Below are 19,886 nucleotides of genomic sequence, written 5' to 3' on the forward strand. Positions count from 1 at the left end.
GGTCCGGCCTCGGTCAGCCCTCGGCCGGCGCGCCGAACCCCCCGCCCCCGGGTGTCTTCAGGACCAGCAGGTCGCCCGGGCCGACCTCAGCCAGATCGCAGCCGGCCAGCCGGGTGACGCGGCCGTCGGCCCGCTGGATCTCGTTGCTCCCCAGTTCCCCGGGGAGGCCGCCGGCCATGCCGTACGGCGGGACCCGGCGGTGCTGGCAGATGAGCCCCACCGTCATCGGTTCCAGGAACCGGAGCTTCCGTACCACTCCGGACCCCCCGTTCCACCGTCCCCGGCCGCCACTGCCCTCTCGTACGGAGAAGTCCTCCAGCCTCACGGGATAGCGCCATTCGAGCACCTCGGGATCGGTGATCCGCGAATTGGTCATATGCGTCTGCACCGCGTCGGCGCCCGGGAAGCCCTCCCCGGCACCCGACCCACTGGCCACCGTTTCGTAGTACTGCACGCGGTCGTTGCCGAAACTGACGTTGTTCATGGTGCCGGAGCCCTCGGCCTGGACCCCCAGTGCGGCGTACAGGGCCCCGGTCACCGCCTGGGAGGTCTCGACGTTGCCCGCGACCGTAGCGGCCGGAGGGCGCGGAGCCAGCATCGAGCCCTCCGGCACCCGGATCTCCAGGGCCTTGAGGCAGCCTCCGTTCAGTGGCAGGTCTTCGGCGATCAGCGTGCGGAACACGTACAGCACCGCCGCCATCACCACGGCCCGGGGAGCGTTGAGGTTTCCCGGCTGCTGCGGGGAGGTGCCCGTGAAATCCAGCACCGCGGTGCGGGCGGCGCGGTCCACCCGCACCGCGACCTCGATCGCGGCCCCGTTGTCGGTCTCGTAGCGGTAAGCCCCCTCGCGCAACGAGGCGATGACCCGCCGGATCGACTCTTCGGCGTTGTCCTGCACGTGCTTCATGTAGGCCTGCACCACGGGGAGGCCGAACTGGTCGATCAGGCCGGAGAGTTCCCGGATGCCCTTCTCGTTGGCGGCGATCTGGGCGCGCAGGTCGGCGAGGTTGGCCTCCGGGTCGCGGGAGGGGTAACGGGCCCCGGTCAGCAGCCGGCGGGTCTCCTCCTCCCGCATCCTGCCGTCGCGCACCAGCAACCAGTTGTCGAACAGCACGCCCTCCTCCTCGACGGTGCGGCTGCGGGCCGGCATGGAGCCGGGGGTCAATCCGCCGATCTCCGCGTGGTGGCCCCGGGAGGCCACCAGGAAGAGCAACCCCTCCCCGTGTTCGCCGAACACGGGGGTGACAACGGTGATGTCCGGCAGGTGGGTGCCCCCGTGGTAGGGGTCGTTGACGGCGTAGACGTCCCCCGGTCGCATCGCCCGGCCATCCGCGTTCCGCCGCAGCACCTCCTGTACGGCCTCGCCCATCGACCCCAGGTGGACGGGGATGTGCGGAGCGTTGGCGATGAGGTTTCCGCCGGGGTCGAAGATCGCGCAGGAGAAGTCCAGGCGCTCTTTGATGTTGACCGAGTGGGCGGTGTTCGCCAGTCGTACGCCCATCTGCTCGGCGACGGCGGTGAAAAGGGAGTTGAAGACCTCCAGCCGCACCGGGTCGACCGCGGTCCCCACCTCGACGGCGCCGGGCCGCAGTCGGACCCTGGTGAGCAGGAGATGGCCGAACTCCCCCACCGACGCCTGCCAGTCCGGCTCCACGACGGTGGTGGAGTCCGCTTCCAGGATCAGGGCAGGCCCCTCCACCCGGTCGCCGGGGCGCAGTTCGGCCCGCTGGTGGAGCTCGGTGCCTCGGCTCCGGCCCCGGCAGAACATCGACACCCGTCCGGCGTGCGGCGGTGCGCTCCCGGCCGGGCGTTCCGCCATCGCCCGCGGTCGGTGCCGGCCGGCGGCGCCGACCGCCTCCACCGCCACGGTTTCGATGACGACGGGCTTGTCCATGGTGAAGGAGTATCGGGCCCGGTGCGCCTGCTCGAAGTCCTGCTTCATCCGGGCCGTGGGGCCCAGCGGCACCGCCAACGCGGAGTCCGTTCCGGCGTAGCGCAGGTGGGCGCGGGCGACGGCGGTCACGGCGCTGTCGGGGATGCCGTCGGCGCGCAGTTCCGCGCGGCCCCGCGCGGCCAGTTCCTCGCAGACTCGACGCGCCTCGGCGGTCCCGGAGTCCGACAGCTCCGCCTCGACCGACTGTTCGCGCAGGGCGGTGGCGTCGGCGAGCCCGATGCCGTAGGCGGAGAGCACCCCGGCCAGCGGGGGGACGATCACCGTCTCGATCCCGAGTTCGTCGGCGACCGCGCAGGCGTGCTGGCCACCGGCTCCGCCGAAGCTGGTCAGCGCGTATCGGGTGACGTCGTGGCCGCGCTGCACCGTGACCTTCTTCACCGCGTTCGCCATGTTGAGCACCGCGATCTCGAGGAAGCCGGCCGCCACCTCCTCGGGGCTGCGCGGGTCACCCGCGGCGCTGCCGGTCCGGGCGGCGAGCTGCTCGAAGCCGCGCCGGACGACCTCGGTATCGGGCGGCTGGTCGCCCTCCGGGCCGAAGACCGCCGGGAAGTGCTCGGCCCGTACCCGGCCGAGCATCAGGTTGGCGTCCGTCACCGTCAGCGGACCGCCGCGCCGGTAGCAGGCCGGCCCGGGGTCCGCGCCGGCGGAGTCGGGCCCCACCCGGTACCGCCGTCCGTCGAAGTGCAGCACCGAGCCGCCACCGGCGGCGACGGTGTTGATGTTCAGCATCGGCGCGCTCATCCGGACCCCCGCGACCTCGGTGCCCAGGGTCCGTTCGAGTTCGCCCGCGTAGTGCGACACGTCGGTCGAGGTGCCTCCCATGTCGAAGCCGATGACCCGGTCGAAGCCGGCCTGTTCGGAGGTGCGGGCCATGCCCACGACACCACCCGCCGGCCCGGAGAGCACGGCGTCCTTGCCCCGGAAGTGGGTCGCCTCCCGCAGCCCGCCGTTGGACTGCATGAACATGAGGCGGATGCCGGGCAGTTCCCGCGCCACCTCCCCGACGTAGCGCCGCAGGATCGGCGACAGGTACGCGTCGACCACCGTGGTGTCGCCGCGGGGCACGAGCTTCATCAGCGGACTGACCTCGTGCCCCCTGCTGACCTGGGAGAAGCCGATGCGGCTCGCCGCGTCGGCGACGGCGTTCTCGTGCTCGGGATGGCGGTAGCCGTGGGTCAGGACCACCGCCGCGCTGCGGAACCCGTCCCGGTGGGCGGCGCGGAGCCGCTCGGTCACCGTCGACAGGTCGAGTGGCCGCACCACGGCGCCGTGGGCGTCGATCCGCTCCGGCACCTCGATCACCCGTTGGTAGAGCGTTTCCGGCAGCAGGATCTCGCGGTCGAAGAGCCTGGGGCGGTTCTGGTAGGCGATCCGCAGCGCGTCCCGGAACCCCTCGGTGACGACGAGCACCGTGGGCGCGCCGCGCCGCTGGAGGAGGGCGTTGGTCGCCACCGTGGTGCCCATCTTGACGACGTCCACCCGATCGGCCGGTACGGGCTGGTCGGAGGCGAGACCGAGCAGCGCCCGCAGGCCGGCCACGGCCGGGTCCCGGTACCTCCCCGGGTTGTGGGAGAGCAGCTTCCGGCTGACCAGCCGGCCGTCCGGGCGACGGCCCACCACATCGGTGAACGTCCCGCCCCGGTCGATCCAGAACTCCCAGCGCCCGGTCACCCCGGCATTGTCTCCGGGTTCCGGCGACGCCGCAGGGCGGCGGCCCGCGGGCGCGGCTCCCGGCCGGAGGCGTGTCGCCTACTCGGTCAGGGCGTCCGGGCCGATCCGGCCGCGAACGGCGGTCTGCACGCCGTCCTCCTCGGCGGGGTCGGCGGCGAGTCGGCGGAGTTGCTCGACCACCCGGCTGTCGCCGATCGCGGCGTGCCCGGCGGCGAGCTCCCGAGTGGTCTCCTCGCAGTCCCACAGGCACTCCACGGCCAGTCCGGCGGCGAACCGCGGGTCGGTGACGGCGAGCGCGCGGGCGGTCGCCCCCCGCAGACGGGAGGAGGAGGTCTCGCGGTAGAGGTGGCGCAGCAGCGGGACCGCGCGGTGCACCACCAGCCGTTCGACGCCCTCGACGAGCGGCCACAGGTCGGCGGCGTCCGCGCCCTCGCTCCGCACCACGCGCCGCAGCGCGGCCAGCACCGAGGGTCCGTCGGATGGGACCCCTCGGCGGGCCAGCAGCACGGCGGCGGCGCGGCCGAGCGGGGTGTCGTGGGAGGCCCAGGAGCGGGCGCGGAGCACCGCCGCACCGCCGCGCATCCGTCCGAGGGAGGCTGTCGCTACCCCGGCGACCAGTGGTGACGGGCTCTCGGCCGCCGCCTCCAGCAGGTCGAGTGCCTGCGGGTCCTCCTGCTCGGCCAGGTGGTGCAGCGCCGTGCTGCGGGCGGCCTCCGGTCCGCTGCGGGCGGCCTCCAGGAGGACGGGGCGGTCCCGCGGGCCGGCCACGGCGGTCAGACAGCGTGCGGCAGCGAGGTGACGGGACCGATCCGGGTCCTCCTCCATCCCCTGCTGCGCCCAGGCGAGCACTGCCGTGACGCTCCAGTCCGGCCTCGGCCCCGTCGGCCGGACCTGCCGCTGCCACCGGTCGAAGGAGGCGTGCTCCTCGGCGGCCCGCACCCGGGCGGCCAGTTCGGGGGCGGCCGTCTCCGCCCACAGCCGCCAGGGCCGGGGCTCGTAGCTGCACCGCATCGCACCGGCCAACTCCGCGATGCCTTCGGGCGTCGGCGGGAACCTCTCCAGCACGGCCGGCCCGATCGCCCGGAGCCCGGCCTCGTCGTCGCGGAGGGCGAGTTCGTCGAGCGCCCAGTGCCAGTTGCTGCCACGGCCCGCGTAGCGCCGCAGCGCCGCTGTCGCGTCGGTTCGTCCGTAGGAGGCGAGGTGGCCGAGTACCGACAGCGCCAGCCCGGTGCGCTCGGGCGCGGAGTCCAGCAGGTCGTCCGGGTGGAAGAGGTGCTCCTCGATCCGCTCCAGGCGGCCGTCGAGCCCCAGCAGGACGCGCGCGTAGTACAGGGAGCGGTTCTCGATCCGCCAGTCGTGCCGTGGGTCGCGGAGCACGCACTGGTGCAGCGCGGCCAGCGCCTCGGACCGCGGGGCGGCGAGGGCGTGCAGCAGGCCGTCCCCCCGGCCCCGCTGGAGGAGGCCGAGGAGGGTGCCGCTGGGCGCTATGTCTGGATCGAACATGAGGTCAGCATCCGGTGTGGGGGGTCCGCTGGCAACGGGATTTCTGTTGGACGGCAGTCTTGCCACAAGCGCGGAGTCCATGCCTGTACGGAGAGGTTGTCCGGCCTGCTGAGCGCGGCAGCCTACCGGGCGAGCCGGTTGCTCCGCTCGGGCGGGGTCGGGCTGGTGGGAGGAGGGGCCGCCCCCGACCGGCCGCCATTGGCATATGCCACAGGCATGAACCGGTCCGGTGTCGGCAAATCCCTTACGGCCCGTCGCTCACTGTGCAACAGTCGTTACCGGCCCTCCGGCAAGTCTCCCCTCAGCCTGCCGCGCCCGTATCGGAGTACGCCATGCCGTCCCATGTGCCCGCGGATCCCTTCGCCGCCGCACCTCCCGAGCGCCCCGCGGTCGACTCCATCCTCGACCGGGCCCGGCAGCTCCGCGGCGAAGTGGACGCCATGCGCCGGGAGGCGGTGGGGCGGGACGGTGCCCGATCCCGGTGGCAGCGCACCCTCTGCGACCTGGCGGTGGCCCACCTCGACGACCTCGGCCGGCAGCTCAGCCAGCTCCGGGAGGGGCTGCCGGCCGGAGCCACCGGTCCGGACCCGGTTCTTCCACCCGGTGCCGTCGACTCCCCCGCGGCCGCGCCCCCCTCCCACTCCGTCCTCCCACCCACTCCGGAGGGAGCGGCGCGGGCGGACTCACTCCTCAACCGCGTCGGCAGCGCCGAGTGGAACCTCCTCACCGACCAGGTCGACTGGTCGGCAGAGCTCTTCACCATCTTCGGCCGTTCCCCCGATGACGGCCCGCTCTCGCTGGACGAACTCCCCTCCCTGCTGCTCCCTGAGGACCAGGGTCTGCTGACGGCCATGGTCACCGGCTGCCTGGTGGACGGCAGGACGATCGACGGGGAGTTCCGCGTCGTGCGGGCCGACGGTCCGGTGCGCACCCTGCACATGGTGGGTGAGCCGGTGCTCGACCAGGAGGGCGACACCGCCTCCATGTGGGCGGTGTTCCGGGACGTCAGCGAGTTGCGCCGGAGCCAGCTGGCGGCCGGCGAGACCCGTGACTCGCTCCACCGGCAACTGGCCGCTGAGCGGCAGGCGCGTCGCACCGCGATCGAGTTGCAGGAGACCGTGCTTCCGCCACGGCACGGGGCCCCGTGGCTGCTGCGGAGCGGGTCGGAGACGCTCGAACTGGCCGCGCAGTACCTGCCGTCGACCACCAGCGACCTGGTCGGGGGCGGCTGGTACGACGCTCTCCCGCTGCCGGACGGCGCGACTCTGCTCAGTGTCGGAGAGCTCCTCGGTCACGGTGCGCGGGCCACCACCGGGGTGGCCACACTGTTGGGGGCGCTGCGCGGTATGGCGGTTGCGGGTATCGCTCCCGGCCCCCTTCTGGGGTGGCTGGGCCAGATGCTCGACAGTTGCGCACAGCCGGTGCTGGGCGGCGTGGTCTGCTGCCGCTACGACCCGCGGACCCGTGAGCTGAGCTGGGCGCAGGCCGGTGGGCCCCCGCCGCTGCTGTTCCGCGACGGGACGGCCGAGCCGCTGCACCCCTCCGGGACTGCGGCCCGGGCCGCCGCTCCGGCCGGTGGGCACCGGCAGCACTCCGCCGTGCTGGACCCCGGTGACCTGCTGTTGCTCCACACCGAGAGCCTCACGCCCTGGCGCCCCGGCAGCAGCGGCGAGCGGGTCGAGAGCCCTCCTGTCCGACTGCTCGGCCTGGCGCCGCGTCTGACCGCGACCCGCAACCCGCGGGAGTGGGTACGGCTGGTGACCGAGGAGTTCAGCGATGCGGAGCGTGCCGCCGACGCCTCCGTGCTCATCGCCCGGGTCGGCTGCTGACCGTGCGCCAGCCCCGGTCGAGGATGGATTCACCCACCGGTCCCTCGGCTGAGGGTTGTCCCGTAATCCCCGGGGATCAGCGCACGGCGTCAGATGCGGTGCGTCGCAAGGCGGAGGGACGTCCCGATACTGGGCGTATGGGTGTTCCGATAACGCGGCGAGGTGCCGCAGCTGTCGTCGTGCGCCCACCAGGGATCACGGGACAACCCTCAGGCCGTGGCGTCGGTGCGGCTGAGCGTCTCAGACGGTGGCGTTGCGCAGTCGGCCCGTGCCCCCTCCGGGCATCCTGGGCAGCGCTTCCCGGATCTCCTCGCGCAGTTCCTTCAGGGCGGCGGACCCGGAGTACCGCCCGGTGAGTCGGTACATCTCGCGCAGCCGGTCCCAGGTGCGGTGTGAGGAGGTCTCGCCCATGCTGATCAGCGCCAACCGGGCGTAGCGGTCGGCCTGTTCGGGATCATCGGCCAGGAAACACGCCGAGGCGAGCGTGATGTAGTCGAAGATCTTCGACCTCTGGCGTCCCGAGGCCCGAAGCCGCAGGGCCTCCTGCGCGTGGTGCTGGGCGGTGGCGGCGGCCGCCGGTTCGTGGTCGGCCAGTGTGCGGTAGGCGAGAGCCTGCATTCCGTGCAGATCCGCCTCGTCGAACAACTGCATCCAACTGGGGGGCGGCACGTCCACGCGGTCCGACACGAAGAGCTCCTCCGCCTCGCCCAGGGTGCGCCGCATCTCCTGGCCGCGTCCCGCCGAAGCCTGGGCCCACGCCTCCACTGTGCAGAGCATGGCCCGGGTACGCGGCAGGGTCTCCTCGCCGGAGCCGGACTTCGCGAGTTCCATGAGGTCCAGCGCGTCGTCCGGTCGGCCCAGGTGCACCATCTGGCGTGCCGCCCGGGACAGGGCCTCGCCGGCCCTGGGACGGTCGCCCCCCTCCCGGGCCGCATGGGCGGCGATGACGAAGTACTTCTGCGCGGTGGGCTCCAGGCCCACGTCGTGGGACATCCAACCGGCGAGGACCGCCAGGTTGGCCGCCACACCCCACAGCCTGCTCTGCAGATGCTCGGGATGGCGGTAGGCGAGGATCCCCCCCACCTCGTTGAGCTGGCCCACCACCGCCTTCCGCTGCAGGCCGCCGCCGCGGGCCGCGTCCCAGGCTCGGAAGACCTCGACCGAGTGCTCCAGGGCCTCGATCTCCTGGGACCCGACCGGTGCCGCCTCGTAGCGGTCGTGATCGGCGGTATCGGACGTCGGACGGCCGCCCACGGCCCGGTCGCCTCGGGGATCAGGGGTCGGGAGGGTGTGCAACCACTCGTGCATGGCGCCGGTGAGCGCCGATCCTGCGGCGAGCGCCGCGCCGGCACCCACCAAGCCGCGTCGGTTGAGCATGAGGTCCATTCCCGTGAATTCGGTGAGGACAGCGGCTGTCCGCTCCGGCGCCCACGGCAGCCCTTCGGCAGACTGCTGCCATCCGGCGCGCGCTCGCCGACCCAAGCCGAGATCCTCGATGGTCACGACACGGCCGAGGCGCTCGGTGAACAGCGACGCCAGCACCTTGGGCACCGGATCGCGCGGCACTTCGCCGGTGTCGATCCAGCGCCGCACCCGCGAGGTGTCCGTCGCCAGCTGCGGATGGCCCAAGGCCGTCGCATGCCGGTTGACGAGCCTCGCCAGCTCCCCCTTGGACCAGCCGGACATCCCGAACAGGTCCGCGAGTCGGGTGTTGGGCCCCTTGCTCACAACAAGCCCCCAGGTTCCTCGGCTGAGTTCGACAGTAACGGCCGGTGACCGGCCGGGCGACTATTCGCCAGGGTTCGCCAGGGTGCGCCAGATGGTGTGCCACCCGACTCGGGGTGTCGGGTGGAGTCCGCCGCCCGTTCCGCCGGGGGACTCCGCTCCCCAGGCTCAGGTCCTCGGCCGGAACGGGCCGGCGCAGACACTCGCCCCGTACGCGAAGGGATCTGTATCGCCCATGTACGCACCATCGTCTCCCGCGTCCACCTCGCCCCGGCCGCACCGCTCGCAACAAGGTGGCGGTGACCTGCTGGCCGGGCCCGGGCGCACGGCGGCAGGAGCAGTGGGCGGCAGGCGTGCGCGCTTGACCTCGGGCGCCGGCGCCCCACCGCCCAGCGGGCGGGTCGACCTGTCCGGCCCGCAGGGGGTCCAGCTGCGCACCGCGCTCACCGCAGTGCTCCGTATCTGCCCGGAGTTCCACGCGGTCCAGGTGCTCCGCCGCAGCAGCCGCTCAGTGGTGCTGTTGGGCACGGTCGGTCGGGGAACGGCCGTCGCCAAGTGCCTGCTCGACCACTCGCCCGTGTGGACTGAACGGTTCCACCAGGAGATAGCCGTCTACCGCACCTTCGTGCGGCACCGGCCGCCGGTGCGGGTCCCCCGGCTGATCGCCGCCAACGCGGAAGAGGGCACCCTGGTGCTGGAGCGGGTGCCAGGGCGGACCGTCTCCCTCCCGCAGCACCGTTTCGAGCCCCAGTCAGGTGCCGATATCCGGGCGACGCTGGAGGCGATCAGCAGGCTCAATCGCTGGCAGCCGCCGAGCGGCCTGTTCGACCACCCGATCAAGTACGGGGCGCGCATCGCGCGCTACCACGAATTGGGCCTGCTCACCGACCGGGACGTGGAGGATCTACAGAAGCTGCTGCACGGCTTGGCCACCGCCTCCGCCCAACCGGTGCGGCGTCAGTTCTGTCACGGCGACGCGCTGCTGTCCAACATCCTGCTCTCCCCCACCGGGCCGGCTCTGGTGGACTGGGAACAGGCGGGCTGGTACCTGCCGGGCTACGACCTGGCCACCCTCTGGTCGGTGCTCGGCGACACCCCGGCGGCCCGACGCCAGATCAGCCAGTTCGCCCAGGCCGGAGGAGCGGCCTCGCGCGACGCCTTCCTGGTGAATCTGATGCTGGTGCTCACTCGGGAGGTGCGGAACTGCGAGATGGCCGTACGCCGGACCATGAGCGAGTCCCTCCCCACCGCCCCCGGGGTACCGACGGCCCCCGGTGAGGCGCAGCGATTGCTGCTGCGGCGGCTCCAGGACGACTGCGCTCTGGCTCGCGGGGCGGTGCGCGCGGCGGTCGGCACACGTTGAGCCGCCGGTGATCCGCAGAATCGGTACGGCACGGCTGAGCCGGCCCTGCTGGGAGCCGGCTCGGCGATGCCGGACGGGCGGCTCAGCCCTGCTGGAACATCTCCGGCGGCAGCGGCTTGAGCAGTTGGTACAGCTCGTCGGTGATGGGCCGGTCCCAGCTGGCGATGGTGACCAGCACTCCGTCGTCGCGGTCGAACTGCACGCAGGACACGCGGCTTTCGGAGATCTTGACCCTGCGGACGATCAGCAGGTTGCCGCTGTGCATCACGGGGGTGTCCTCGGTGTCCACCACCCGCACCGGTTCGTCGTTGTCGAGCGCGAGGAGCAGTTGGGCGACTTCGAAGGGGACCTCGTCGCCCTCCAGCTCACGGGCCGGCGATCCGGCGGGGAGGTTCCCGATGATCATCGCGGGGCCGCGTCCGCCGAACAGGTCGTAGCGGAGGAACACCCCCTGGCAGCTACCGTCCGGAGCCGGAAGGAGACCGGCCCCGAGATTGCCTGGCCAGTCGCTCGGGTCCATGGCCAGGACGTCGAAGTCCGGCCCGGCGGGCGTGGCTGCGCTGCGTCGACGGAGGAACGACATGCGGAACATGGTACGTGTCCGGTGCCCTTCTCGTGCCGGCGGGCGTCCGCCGCGCCGACGCCCTCACTCGCCGCCGGCGGTGACGGCGCCGTGCCTGCGGATGACAGGGAGCGGGGCCTTCAAGCGGCGACCTTCCCGAACTCCTTCACGAAGGTCTCCTCGAAAGCCTTGAGGTCGGACGGGCCGCGGCTGGTGATCAGCGTGTTGGGCCCCTCCCGGCTCACCCGCACCTGCTCGTCCACCCAGGTGCCGCCGGCGTTCCGCACATCCGTCTGCACACTGGGCCACGAAGTGAGCGTCCGACCGCGCACCACATCGGCCTCCACCAGCATCCACAGCGAGTGGCAGATCGCGGCCACCGGCTTGCCCTCGTCGAAGAACCCCTTGACGAAGGCGACGGCGGTCGGGTCCCGCCGCAGCGCGTCGGGGTTGGCGACCCCGCCGGGCAGCACCAACGCGTCGTAGTCGGCCACCCGCGCCTGGTCGACCTTCCGGTCCACCGGAAAGGTGTCCGCCTTGTCGAGATGGTTGAACGCCTGGATCTCCCCGGCACCGGTGGAGAGCAGTTCGGGCGTGCCTCCGGCCGCGATCACCGCCTGCCATGGCCCGGTGAGCTCCACCTGCTCGGTACCTTCCATGGCCACGAGAAAGGCTACCTTCACCTCTGCCACGTCCTCTCTCACTGCTCGCGTGGGCTGTCTGGTCAGCGGACGCACGAGTGCCCGGGGGAAAAGCCGCGAAACGGAGAGCGCCCGGCAGCCGTGGTGGCTCCGATGCTGAGCGCCCGAGACCATCCCGCCTGGCCCGGAGGACGGCGGGACGCCGGCTCAAAGATAGGTGGGGTCGGCGGCGACCGCGATGTCGAGCACCAGCGGACCACTGCGCCGGGCGGCGCCCGGCAGCAGGTCCGCGAGGCCGGCCCGCAACTCCTCGTAGGGCCTGCCGGGCGGCATGACCGTGGCGTCGGGCCTGAACGCGATGGCGCACTGCGTCGACTCCTTCTGGGGGCCCCGCACCGACCCGATCGACCGGGCACTGGCCGGGGAGGGGATCCGCAGTCTGGCCGCCGGTCTACCCGTCGTGGCCGAGGACCCGGCGAACGTGGCCGGTATCGAGCAGACGCTCTACGGCGCCTACCTCGCGGCGGTCTCCTCCGCCAGCGCCGGCTCCGGCATGCACCACAAGATCTGCCATGTGCTCGGCGGCATGTTCGACCTTCCGCACGCCCAGACCCACGCCGTCGTCCTGCCCCATGTGCTCGCCTTCAACGCGCCCAGCGCCCCGGAGGCGGAGCAGCACATCGCACGGGCTTCGGCAGCGCGACCGCCGCCGCCGGGCTGGCCGCACTGCGGACCGAGCTGGACGCCCCCAAGGCGCTCAAGGACCACGGGATGCCCCGGGAGGGCATCGCCCGGGCGGTGGCACCGGTCCTGGCGGCGATCCCCACCAACAACCCCGCCCCCGCTACCGAGGACGACATCACCGAACTGCTGCACGCAGCCTGGGAAGGGAGTGACCCGTCATGACCGAGGCCGGCTTCGAGACGGCGGAGACGGAGCACGGGCCGCCGCGGCCCGCGGTCCCCGCCGAGCAGGAGGCCCGGGAGGCCGAGCTCCTGGAGCGTGTCGTGCGCTCCTTCGACCAGTGCCGCGACCCGCGTCTCAAGCAACTGATGGGCTCGCTCGTCAAGCATCTGCACGCCTTCCTGCGGGAGGTCCGGCTGACCGAGGAGGAGTGGGCCGCGGCGATCGGCTTCCTCACCGAGGTCGGCCACATCACCGACGACAGGCGGCAGGAGTTCGTCCTGCTCTCCGACACCCTCGGTGCATCGATGCAGACCGTCGCGATCAACAACGAGGCCTACCGGGACGCCACCGAGGCGACCGTCTTCGGCCCCTTCTTCGTCGAGGGATCGCCGCGGATCCCGATCGGCGGCGACATGTCGTTCGGCGCCACCGGCGAGCCGTGCTGGGTCGAGGGCGCCGTCACCGGCCCCGACGGCGCCCCGCTGGCCGGGGCCCGCATCGAGGTGTGGAAGGCCGACGAGAAGGGCCGTTACGACGTGCAGTACGACGACGGTCGGAGCGCAGCCCGTGCCCACCTGTTCACCGACGAGCGGGGGCGCTACAGCTTCTGGGGCATCACACCCACGCCGTACCCGATCCCGCACGACGGGCCGGTGGGGCGGATGCTGGCGGCTGTCGGCCGTTCCCCGTACCGCGCCTCACACCTGCACTTCATGGTCACGGCGGAGGGGCACCGGCGGCTCGTCACACACATCTTCGTCCGCGGTGACGAACTGCTCGACCGGGACAGCGTCTTCGGCGTCAAGGAGTCGCTGATCAAGGACTTCGAGAAGCGGGCCCCCGGCACACCCACTCCGGACGGCCGCCGGATCGAGGGCGCCTGGTCGCAGGTCCGGTTCGACATCGTGCTGGCTCCGGCCGGCCTCTGAGCAGCGCGCCACCAGGCACGTGACCAGCCGTCAACTGCCCTCGGGGCGGCTCGGGGCCCGCCCCGAGCCGTCGGGAGGCGGCCCGTTGCGCCGCCACGGCCGCGGGCCGCCCTCCACACCGGCGGCCCACCTCGACGCGAGCCCGCCGGGACCACCCCGGTGGATGTACGACACCCAGGCGGAGCGCCTCGTCCGGCCCCCGGCGAAGCGTAACCGCCACGCGGCACCTGGCATCGGCGCCGCCGCAGGCCACCACCGCCCGACACGGCACCGGACGGCCCGCGGCCAGCGGATTGCGACTCACGGCGCGTGTCAACAGCCCCAGCTTCGGCCGACTCCACTCCGCAGGCCACCGCCGGCACTCGACAGCCGGCTTCCGGCACACCGCGGCGGACCGGAGTCTCTCCAGGAGAACGGAGCGCGTCACATGTCCGCGACCAGAGCAACCGCAGGCCCCGTCAGCGGACGCAGTACACACTGGGTCCTGCTGATCTGCTGCCTCACCGTCATCTTCGACGGCTACGACCTGATCGTCTAGGGGGCGATCGTCCCCGACCTCCTCGCCTACGACTCCTGGGCGCTGACGGCTTCCGAGGTCGGCCACATCGGAAGCCTCCCGCTCGGCGCCCTCGCCGACCGTTGGGGCGAGAAGCTGGTCATCGCCTCCTCCTCTGCCTCGCGGCGGTCGCCGTACTTCTGTTCATCACGAAACCCTCCACCGTCCCACTGCTCCTCGTCGGCGCGCTCGCCGGCTTCGGGTCGAACACGCAGACGCTGGTGAACGCGTTCATCGGCGGCCTCTACCCGTCGAAGGTGCGGGCGTCGGCCCTCGGCTGGGCCCTGGGGGGGGGGCGGTCGGATCGGCGGCATCCTCGGTCCCACCTACGGCGGTTGTGTGCTCACCCCGGTCAACAGCGACTCGCTCTCCGACAACTGGGTGTTCTACGCGTTCGCCATCCCGGCGGTGCTCGCCGCGGTCCTGACCGTCCTGGTGCCCACCAGCCCTCGGCGGGATCCGGTCGAGCGCACCCACGCCCCGGCCGTGGCCGAGCCGCGGGCCTGAGGAACATCCGGGGCGGCGGGTCGGGCATCCGAAAAGGAGGTGACAGCCCGGGCCGCCGCCCTGCTATGTTGTTCGGGCTTCTGTTGCCGCCGATCGGAGTAGGACGTTGCTCGTCTGAGGTCCTGAGACACCGTGTCCCCCGTCCGTGTGGGGACGCCACGTGCGACCTCGGCGTCAGAGCCGTCCTTGCGGAGCGGGGCTCTCGGCAGTTCTCCCGCTCCCCGGGCTTCACTCCTCTCCGGCCGACGGCGGGTCGCCGCCTCCCAGTGTCTCGACACGCGTTTGCCCCTGACCGGATCACGCAACCGCGGAGACCCTCATGGCTCATTCCGTCACCTGTTCCTCCCTCTCCTTCGCCTGGCCCGACGGCACCTCCGTCTTCGAGGAGCTCGACGCCGCCTTCGGCCCCGGCAGAACCGGACTCGTCGGTGTCAACGGCTCGGGCAAATCGACCCTGCTGAAACTGATCGCCGGCCGACTCTCCCCGGCCGACGGCACCGTCCGGGTGGCCGGCACCATCGGCCACCTCCCGCAGGACATCACGCTCGACACCGCCACGCGGGTGGACGAGACGCTCGGTGTCGCCGCCCAGCGGGCGGCGCTGCACGCCATCGAGTCCGGCGACGCGGCCGAGGAGCACTTCGAGACCGTCGGCGATGACTGGGACGTCGAGGAACGCGCTCTGGCCGCCCTCGGCGAACTCGGCCTCGACCACATCGGACTCGACCGCACCTTGGGCGAGGTGTCCGGCGGCGAGTCCGTGCTGCTCCGGCTCGCGGCGCTGCTGCTGCGCCGCCCGGACATCCTGCTGCTGGACGAACCGACAAGCAGCCTCGACCTGTACGCGCGGCGGCGGCTCCACGCCGCCGTCGCCTCCTGGCCGGGCGTCATGATCGTGGTCAGCCACGACCGGGAGCTGCTGAAACTCGTGGACCAGGTCGCCGACCTGCGCGCAGGCGGCATCACCTGGTTCGGCGGCAACTTCTCAGCCTACGAGGAGGCCCTCGCCGTCGAACAGGAGGCCGCCGAGCGCATGGTCCGCGTCGCGGAGGCCGATCTGCGCAAGCAGAGGCGCGAACTGGTCGACGCCCAGGTCAAGCTGGCCCGCCGCAAGAGGTACGGCCAGAAGATGTGGGACCAGAAGCGCGAACCGAAAATCGTCATGGGGCTGCGCAAACGCGCGGCGCAGCAGTCCGCGGGCAAGCACCGGGTGATGCACGAGGAGAGACTGGCCGAGGCCAGGGAGCGGCTCGACGAGGCGGTGGAGGCCGTGCGGGACGACGGCGAGATCCGCGTCGACCTGCCGTACACCGCTGTGCCGCCGGGCCGGTCGGTGCTGACGCTACGCGATCTGGAGCTGGTCCACGGCGCTCGCGTGGCCGGCGGGTACGACCTCCACGGTGCCGAGCGCATCGCGCTGGTGGGGCGCAACGGCGCGGGCAAGACGACGCTGCTGCGCACCATCGCCGGGGAGCTGGCTCCGGTGTCGGGCGAGGTGGCGGTACACGTGCCGGCACGGTTCCTGCCCCAGCGGCTGGACATCCTCGACGGGGAGCTGAGCGTCGCGGAGAACGTGGCCCGTTTCGCGTCGGGCGCCACCGACAACCTGATCAGGTCGCGGCTGGCCCGCTTCCTGTTCCGGGGTGCCCGCGCCGACCGGAAGGCGGCGACCCTCTCCGGCGGCGAGCGGTTCCGGGCGGCGCTGGCCGCGCTGATGCTTGCCGATCCGGCGCCGCAGCTGCTGATGCTGGACGAGCCGACGAACAACCTGGACATGGTGAGCGTCCGGCAGCTCACCACGGCCTTGGAGTCGTACGAGGGCGCGCTGCTGGTGGCCAGCCACGACCTACCGTTCCTCGCCTCGCTGGGGATCACTCGGTGGCTGCTGCTGGAGGAGGGAGAGCTGACGGAGACCGCACCGGGGGCGCTGGGCGCCACGGACGACTGACGCGGTGCGCGGCGGCCGGTCGGCTCCTTCGGCAGCGCCCCGCGGCATGGTGGGCCTATGTGCGGAAGGCGCCGAACGGACTCGGGATCCGCGCCGGCCCCAGTACCGGCGCCGGTGTTCGTGGCCGCTCCCGCCAGTGGCACCGAGGTCGAGGCCGGCTGCTGGAGCACCGGCACTTCCGTCAGGGGCTGCAACTCCAGGTCCGCAGTCATCCGGCCCTCGCACCAGCGCACTCGCCACCCCGCGCCGCGGGTACCGCCTCCGTCAGGGGACCGCAGCCGGAAAACAGGCCCCCGCGCGGCCTTGACACAGCCCTTTCCTCGGAAGAATGTTCCGTCTACTGATCCACTGTCCGAAAGTTATTTTCAGGAGGGTGTCGCATGACCGAGGAAGCGGGAAGCGTCGGCAGAGCGCTGTCACGGAGGCGGTTCGCGGCAGGGGTGCTCGCGTTCGGCGGCTCCCTCGTGCTGCTCTCCGCTCCCGGCGGAGCGGCCCAGGCCGCCGCGCCGACCGGCGGGAACCGGGGCCGGGTGCTGCACCGGGGCTCGGCTCGGCAGGCCGGTCTGCTCCCGGAGCACCTGCGGCAACTGGTCTCCGACGCGCGCACGTACCTCGGCCCCTCCCCCGAGCATCCCTGGTACGCGGGCGCCGTGATCCTCGCCGGGCGCGGCCACACGGTCGCCCTCCACGAGCCGATCGGCAAGGCGGTCCGCTACCGGGACTACGACGAGGCCACCGACACAGGTGTCGAGTTCCCCGCCGAGCAGCAGATCCCGATGGCCGACGACACGATCTTCGACCTCGCCTCGGTCTCCAAGCTCTTCACCTCGATCCTCGCCGTCCAGCAGATCGAACGGGGCACGCTCGAACTCGAGGCGGCGGCCTCCTCGTACCTCCCGGAGTTCGCGGCGGCGGGCAAGCAGGACATCACCATCCGTCAGCTGCTCACCCACACCTCCGGTTTCCGGTCCTGGATCCCGCTCTACGAGGAGCCGACCCGGGAGGGGATGCTCCAACTGCTCTGGGACGAGGAGCCGGAGAGCCAGCCCGGCACGGTGTACCTGTACTCCGACCTGAACCTCATCTCGCTCCAGCTGGTCCTGGAGCGGATCACCGGCCGCCCGCTCGACCGGCTGCTGCGGGAGGAGATCACCGGACCGCTGGGGATGCGCCACACCCGCTACAACCCACCCGCCTCCTGGAAGCCCAGGATCGCCGCCACCGAGGTGGCGCGCCCGCCGTGGAGCGGACTTGACCGCGGCCTGGTCTGGGGCGAGGTCCATGACGAGAACGCGCACGCCTTCGGGGGCGTGGCCGGGCACGCCGGGGTCTTCTCCAACGCCTGGGACCTGGCGGTGCTCTGCCGCACCCTGCTGGACGGCGGGGCGTACGGCGGGGCCCGGATCCTCCGAGCCGAATCGGTGGAACTGCTGTTCACCGACTTCAACACGGCCTTCCCCGGCGACGAGCACGGTCTCGGTTTCGAGCTCTACCAGCACTGGTACATGGGTGCGATGGCCACTCCACGCACCGCTGGGCACACCGGCTTCACCGGTACCTGCCTGGTCCTCGACCCGAGCACCGACACCTTCCTCGTCCTGCTGGGCAACTCCGTGCACCCGGTTCGCGACTGGCGGTCGGGCAGCGCACCCCGAGTGTCGGCCGCCAACCATCTGGCCCGGGCGGTCCCGGTGCCCCCGGCACACGGGCGCACCGCCTGGTTCTCCGGCATGGCCAGCGACACCGAGGCCACGCTGACACTGCCGGAGCTGACGGTGAACCAGCAGCGGGCGCGGTTGAGCTTCTCCCTCTGGTGGGACACCGAGCCCGGCTCCGACCCGGTGCGGCTGGAGGCGTCCGCGGACGGCGGTGAGACCTGGCAGCCGGTGCCCTTCACCACCGAGCGCGGCGGCCGCCCGCCCGAGCCGCACCCGGACGGCACGGCCCGGGGCTGGTCGGGCCGCGCCTGGCACCGGGCGCACGCCGATCTCGGGCCCTGGCGCGGGACTCCCGTCCGGCTGCGGTGGAACTACACCACGGACCCGCTCTACGTCGGGCGGGGGGTATACGTGGACGGCATCCGGGTCACCGACGGGAGCCGCCCGCTTTTCGACGACGAACGCCCGAAGGACGCCCGCAAGGTGGCGGCGGACGGCTGGTCGGCCTCCGCGAACTGACGCCGCGGAGACCGACCCGGGGTGCTACCGGCCCAGCGCCGCCATCGCGGCGTTGTGGCCGGGGACACCGCTCACCCCGCCGCCCCGGACCGCCCCCGCACCGCAGAGCAGCACGTTGGGGTGTTCGGTCTCCACCCCCCAGCGTCCCGTCGTCTCGCCGGCGTACGGGAAGGCGAGTTCCCGATGGAAGATGTTGCCACCGGGTAGTCGGAGTTCGCGCTCGAGGTCCAGGGGACTCTTCGCCTCGATACACGGCCTGCCGTCGGCGTCGGTGGCCAGGCAGTCGGCGATCGGTTCGGCGAGGTGGGCGTCGAGTTCGTCGAGCGTCGACCGCAGCAGTTCCGCAAGGACGGCATCGTGGTCGTGCTCGAAGAGCCGGGCGGGCGTGTGCAGGCCGAAGAGCGTCAGCGTGTGGTGGCCCCTGGCGGCGAGGTCCCCGCCGAGGATCGAGGGGTCGGTCAGTGAGTGGCAGTAGATCTCGGACGGCGGGCGACTCGGCAGCCGGCCGGCCGCGGCCTCCCGGTAGGCGTCCGCCAACTGCCCGTACCCCTCGGCGATATGGAACGTGCCGGCGAACGCCTCTCGGGGATCGACGGTCCGGTCCCGCAGCTCCGGGAGGCGCCGCAGCACCATGTTGACCTTCAGCTGTGCGCCTTCCGCCCGCTCCGCGGGCTCCCTGCCGAGCAGACGGTCAAGCGCCTCCGGAGCGGCGTTGACCAGCACCTGCCGTGCCCCGAGGGTGCCCTCCACCCCGTCCGCGCTGCGGTACCTCACCTCCGCCCGTGTTCCATCGGTGGCGATACCCGTCGCCTCGTGCCCGGTGACGATCTCGGCGCCGGCCGCGCGTGCGACGTCCGCCAGCGCGTCCGTGAACGCCCCCATTCCGCCGACCGGGACGTTCCAGTCGCCGGTACCACCGCCGATCACGTGGTAGAGGAAGCAGCGGTTCTGCGGCAGCTCGGGGTCGTGTGCGTCGGCGAAGGTGCCGATCAGCCCGTCGGTGAGCACCACCCCCCGCACCAGGTCGTCCTGGAAGAGATCCTCGACGGTGGCGCCGAGCGGTTCCTCGAACAGCGCACGCCAGGCCGTCTCGTCGTCCACACGCTCCCGGAGTTCGGCCCGGCTCGGCAGCGGCTCGGTGAGCGTGGGGAAGATCCGTCCGGCGGCCCGCTGGGTCATGCCGTAGAAGCTCTCCCAGGCCTCGAAGTCGCGGTCCGACCCGGTGAGGCGGACGAAGGAATCCCTGGTCCTGGCCGGGTCGGAGCCGTCCACCAGCAGGCCCGTGGCGTGCTCTCCGCGCAGCGCGGGGGTGTAGGAGGAGATGGTCCGCTTCCGGACGTCGAACGGCAGTCGAAGCTCGCGGACGATCTTCCTGGGCAGCAGGCTCACCAGGTAGGAGTAGCGGGACAGCCGGGCGTCGACACCGGCGAACGGCCGGGTCGAGACGGCCGCGCCCCCGGTGTGCGGGAGCCGCTCCAGTACGAGCACCCGGCGACCGGCAAGGGCCAGGTAGGCGGCGGCGACCAGTCCGTTGTGGCCACCGCCGACGATCACCGCGTCATAGGCGTCCCGGGCGGGCGGGGTGGGCTTGGGTTCCATGGCGTCGGGCATGGTC

At 72.3% G+C, this 19,886-nt stretch carries 13 protein-coding genes and 1 pseudogene; 7 read left to right on the forward strand and 7 right to left on the reverse strand.

Annotated features, from left to right (window positions below):
• Positions 1-13: 13 nt before the first annotated feature.
• Positions 14-3,625, reverse strand: a complete 3,612-nt coding sequence (locus tag BGP73_RS04345) for a hydantoinase B/oxoprolinase family protein (RefSeq protein WP_069812145.1) — start codon at positions 3,623-3,625, stop codon at positions 14-16.
• Between the two features lie 78 nt (positions 3,626-3,703).
• A complete protein-coding gene (locus BGP73_RS04350; RefSeq protein ID WP_069812146.1) occupies positions 3,704-5,128 on the reverse strand; it encodes a HEAT repeat domain-containing protein in 1,425 nt (474 codons plus the stop codon).
• A 332-nt stretch (positions 5,129-5,460) separates the two neighbouring features.
• Here BGP73_RS04350 and BGP73_RS04355 point away from each other — a divergent pair, with 332 nt between their 5' ends.
• Positions 5,461-6,957 (forward strand): PP2C family protein-serine/threonine phosphatase, encoded by a 1,497-nt coding sequence (locus tag BGP73_RS04355; protein ID WP_069812147.1) that lies wholly within the window; start codon positions 5,461-5,463, stop codon positions 6,955-6,957.
• 240 nt (positions 6,958-7,197) lie between these two features.
• Here the strand turns inward: BGP73_RS04355 and BGP73_RS04360 are convergent, their stop codons facing one another.
• A complete protein-coding gene (locus BGP73_RS04360; protein ID WP_069812148.1) occupies positions 7,198-8,685 on the reverse strand; it encodes a DNA-binding protein NsdB in 1,488 nt (495 codons plus the stop codon).
• A gap of 232 nt (positions 8,686-8,917) precedes the next feature.
• Between BGP73_RS04360 and BGP73_RS04365 the strand changes: the two genes are divergently transcribed.
• Positions 8,918-10,045, forward strand: coding sequence for an aminoglycoside phosphotransferase family protein (locus BGP73_RS04365; RefSeq protein WP_069812149.1), 1,128 nt, complete (start codon positions 8,918-8,920; stop codon positions 10,043-10,045).
• Positions 10,046-10,127: 82 nt separating this feature from the next.
• Here BGP73_RS04365 and BGP73_RS04370 read toward each other — a convergent pair whose 3' ends face one another.
• The 3 genes from BGP73_RS04370 to BGP73_RS22970 form a co-directional block, all read right to left on the reverse strand.
• Positions 10,128-10,628 (reverse strand): hypothetical protein, encoded by a 501-nt coding sequence (locus tag BGP73_RS04370; RefSeq protein WP_069812854.1) that lies wholly within the window; start codon positions 10,626-10,628, stop codon positions 10,128-10,130.
• 119 nt (positions 10,629-10,747) lie between these two features.
• Complete coding sequence (locus tag BGP73_RS04375) at positions 10,748-11,290, reverse strand: type 1 glutamine amidotransferase domain-containing protein (RefSeq protein ID WP_069812150.1); 543 nt, start codon at positions 11,288-11,290, stop codon at positions 10,748-10,750.
• Positions 11,291-11,455: 165 nt separating this feature from the next.
• Positions 11,456-11,644: a hypothetical protein gene (locus BGP73_RS22970; RefSeq protein ID WP_170837750.1), complete on the reverse strand. Its 189-nt coding sequence runs from the start codon at positions 11,642-11,644 to the stop codon at positions 11,456-11,458.
• On the opposite strand from BGP73_RS22970, the pseudogene BGP73_RS24010 reads away from it, so the two are divergent.
• The 5 genes and pseudogenes from BGP73_RS24010 to BGP73_RS04395 all read left to right on the forward strand — a co-directional run.
• Positions 11,568-12,154 (forward strand): annotated as a pseudogene (locus BGP73_RS24010) (maleylacetate reductase); the annotation flags it as partial. The gene BGP73_RS22970 and the pseudogene BGP73_RS24010 overlap by 77 nt on opposite strands.
• Entirely contained in the window at positions 12,151-13,083 is a 933-nt protein-coding gene (locus BGP73_RS04385; protein ID WP_069812151.1) for a dioxygenase family protein, read from the forward strand. The pseudogene BGP73_RS24010 and the gene BGP73_RS04385, both read left to right, overlap by 4 nt.
• Positions 13,084-13,978: 895 nt before the next feature.
• Complete coding sequence (locus BGP73_RS22825; RefSeq protein WP_139134523.1) at positions 13,979-14,146, forward strand: aromatic acid/H+ symport family MFS transporter; 168 nt, start codon at positions 13,979-13,981, stop codon at positions 14,144-14,146.
• A gap of 319 nt (positions 14,147-14,465) precedes the next feature.
• A complete protein-coding gene (locus BGP73_RS04390; protein WP_069812152.1) occupies positions 14,466-16,094 on the forward strand; it encodes an ABC-F family ATP-binding cassette domain-containing protein in 1,629 nt (542 codons plus the stop codon).
• Positions 16,095-16,474: 380 nt separating this feature from the next.
• Entirely contained in the window at positions 16,475-18,271 is a 1,797-nt protein-coding gene (locus tag BGP73_RS04395; RefSeq protein ID WP_069812153.1) for a serine hydrolase domain-containing protein, read from the forward strand.
• A 24-nt stretch (positions 18,272-18,295) separates the two neighbouring features.
• On the opposite strand, the gene BGP73_RS04400 is transcribed toward BGP73_RS04395, so the two are convergent.
• Complete coding sequence (locus BGP73_RS04400) at positions 18,296-19,882, reverse strand: phytoene desaturase family protein (protein ID WP_244501088.1); 1,587 nt, start codon at positions 19,880-19,882, stop codon at positions 18,296-18,298.
• Positions 19,883-19,886: the final 4 nt, after the last annotated feature.

This window comes from Streptomyces sp. TP-A0874, assembly GCF_001748085.1.
Taxonomy (GTDB): domain Bacteria; phylum Actinomycetota; class Actinomycetes; order Streptomycetales; family Streptomycetaceae; genus Streptomyces.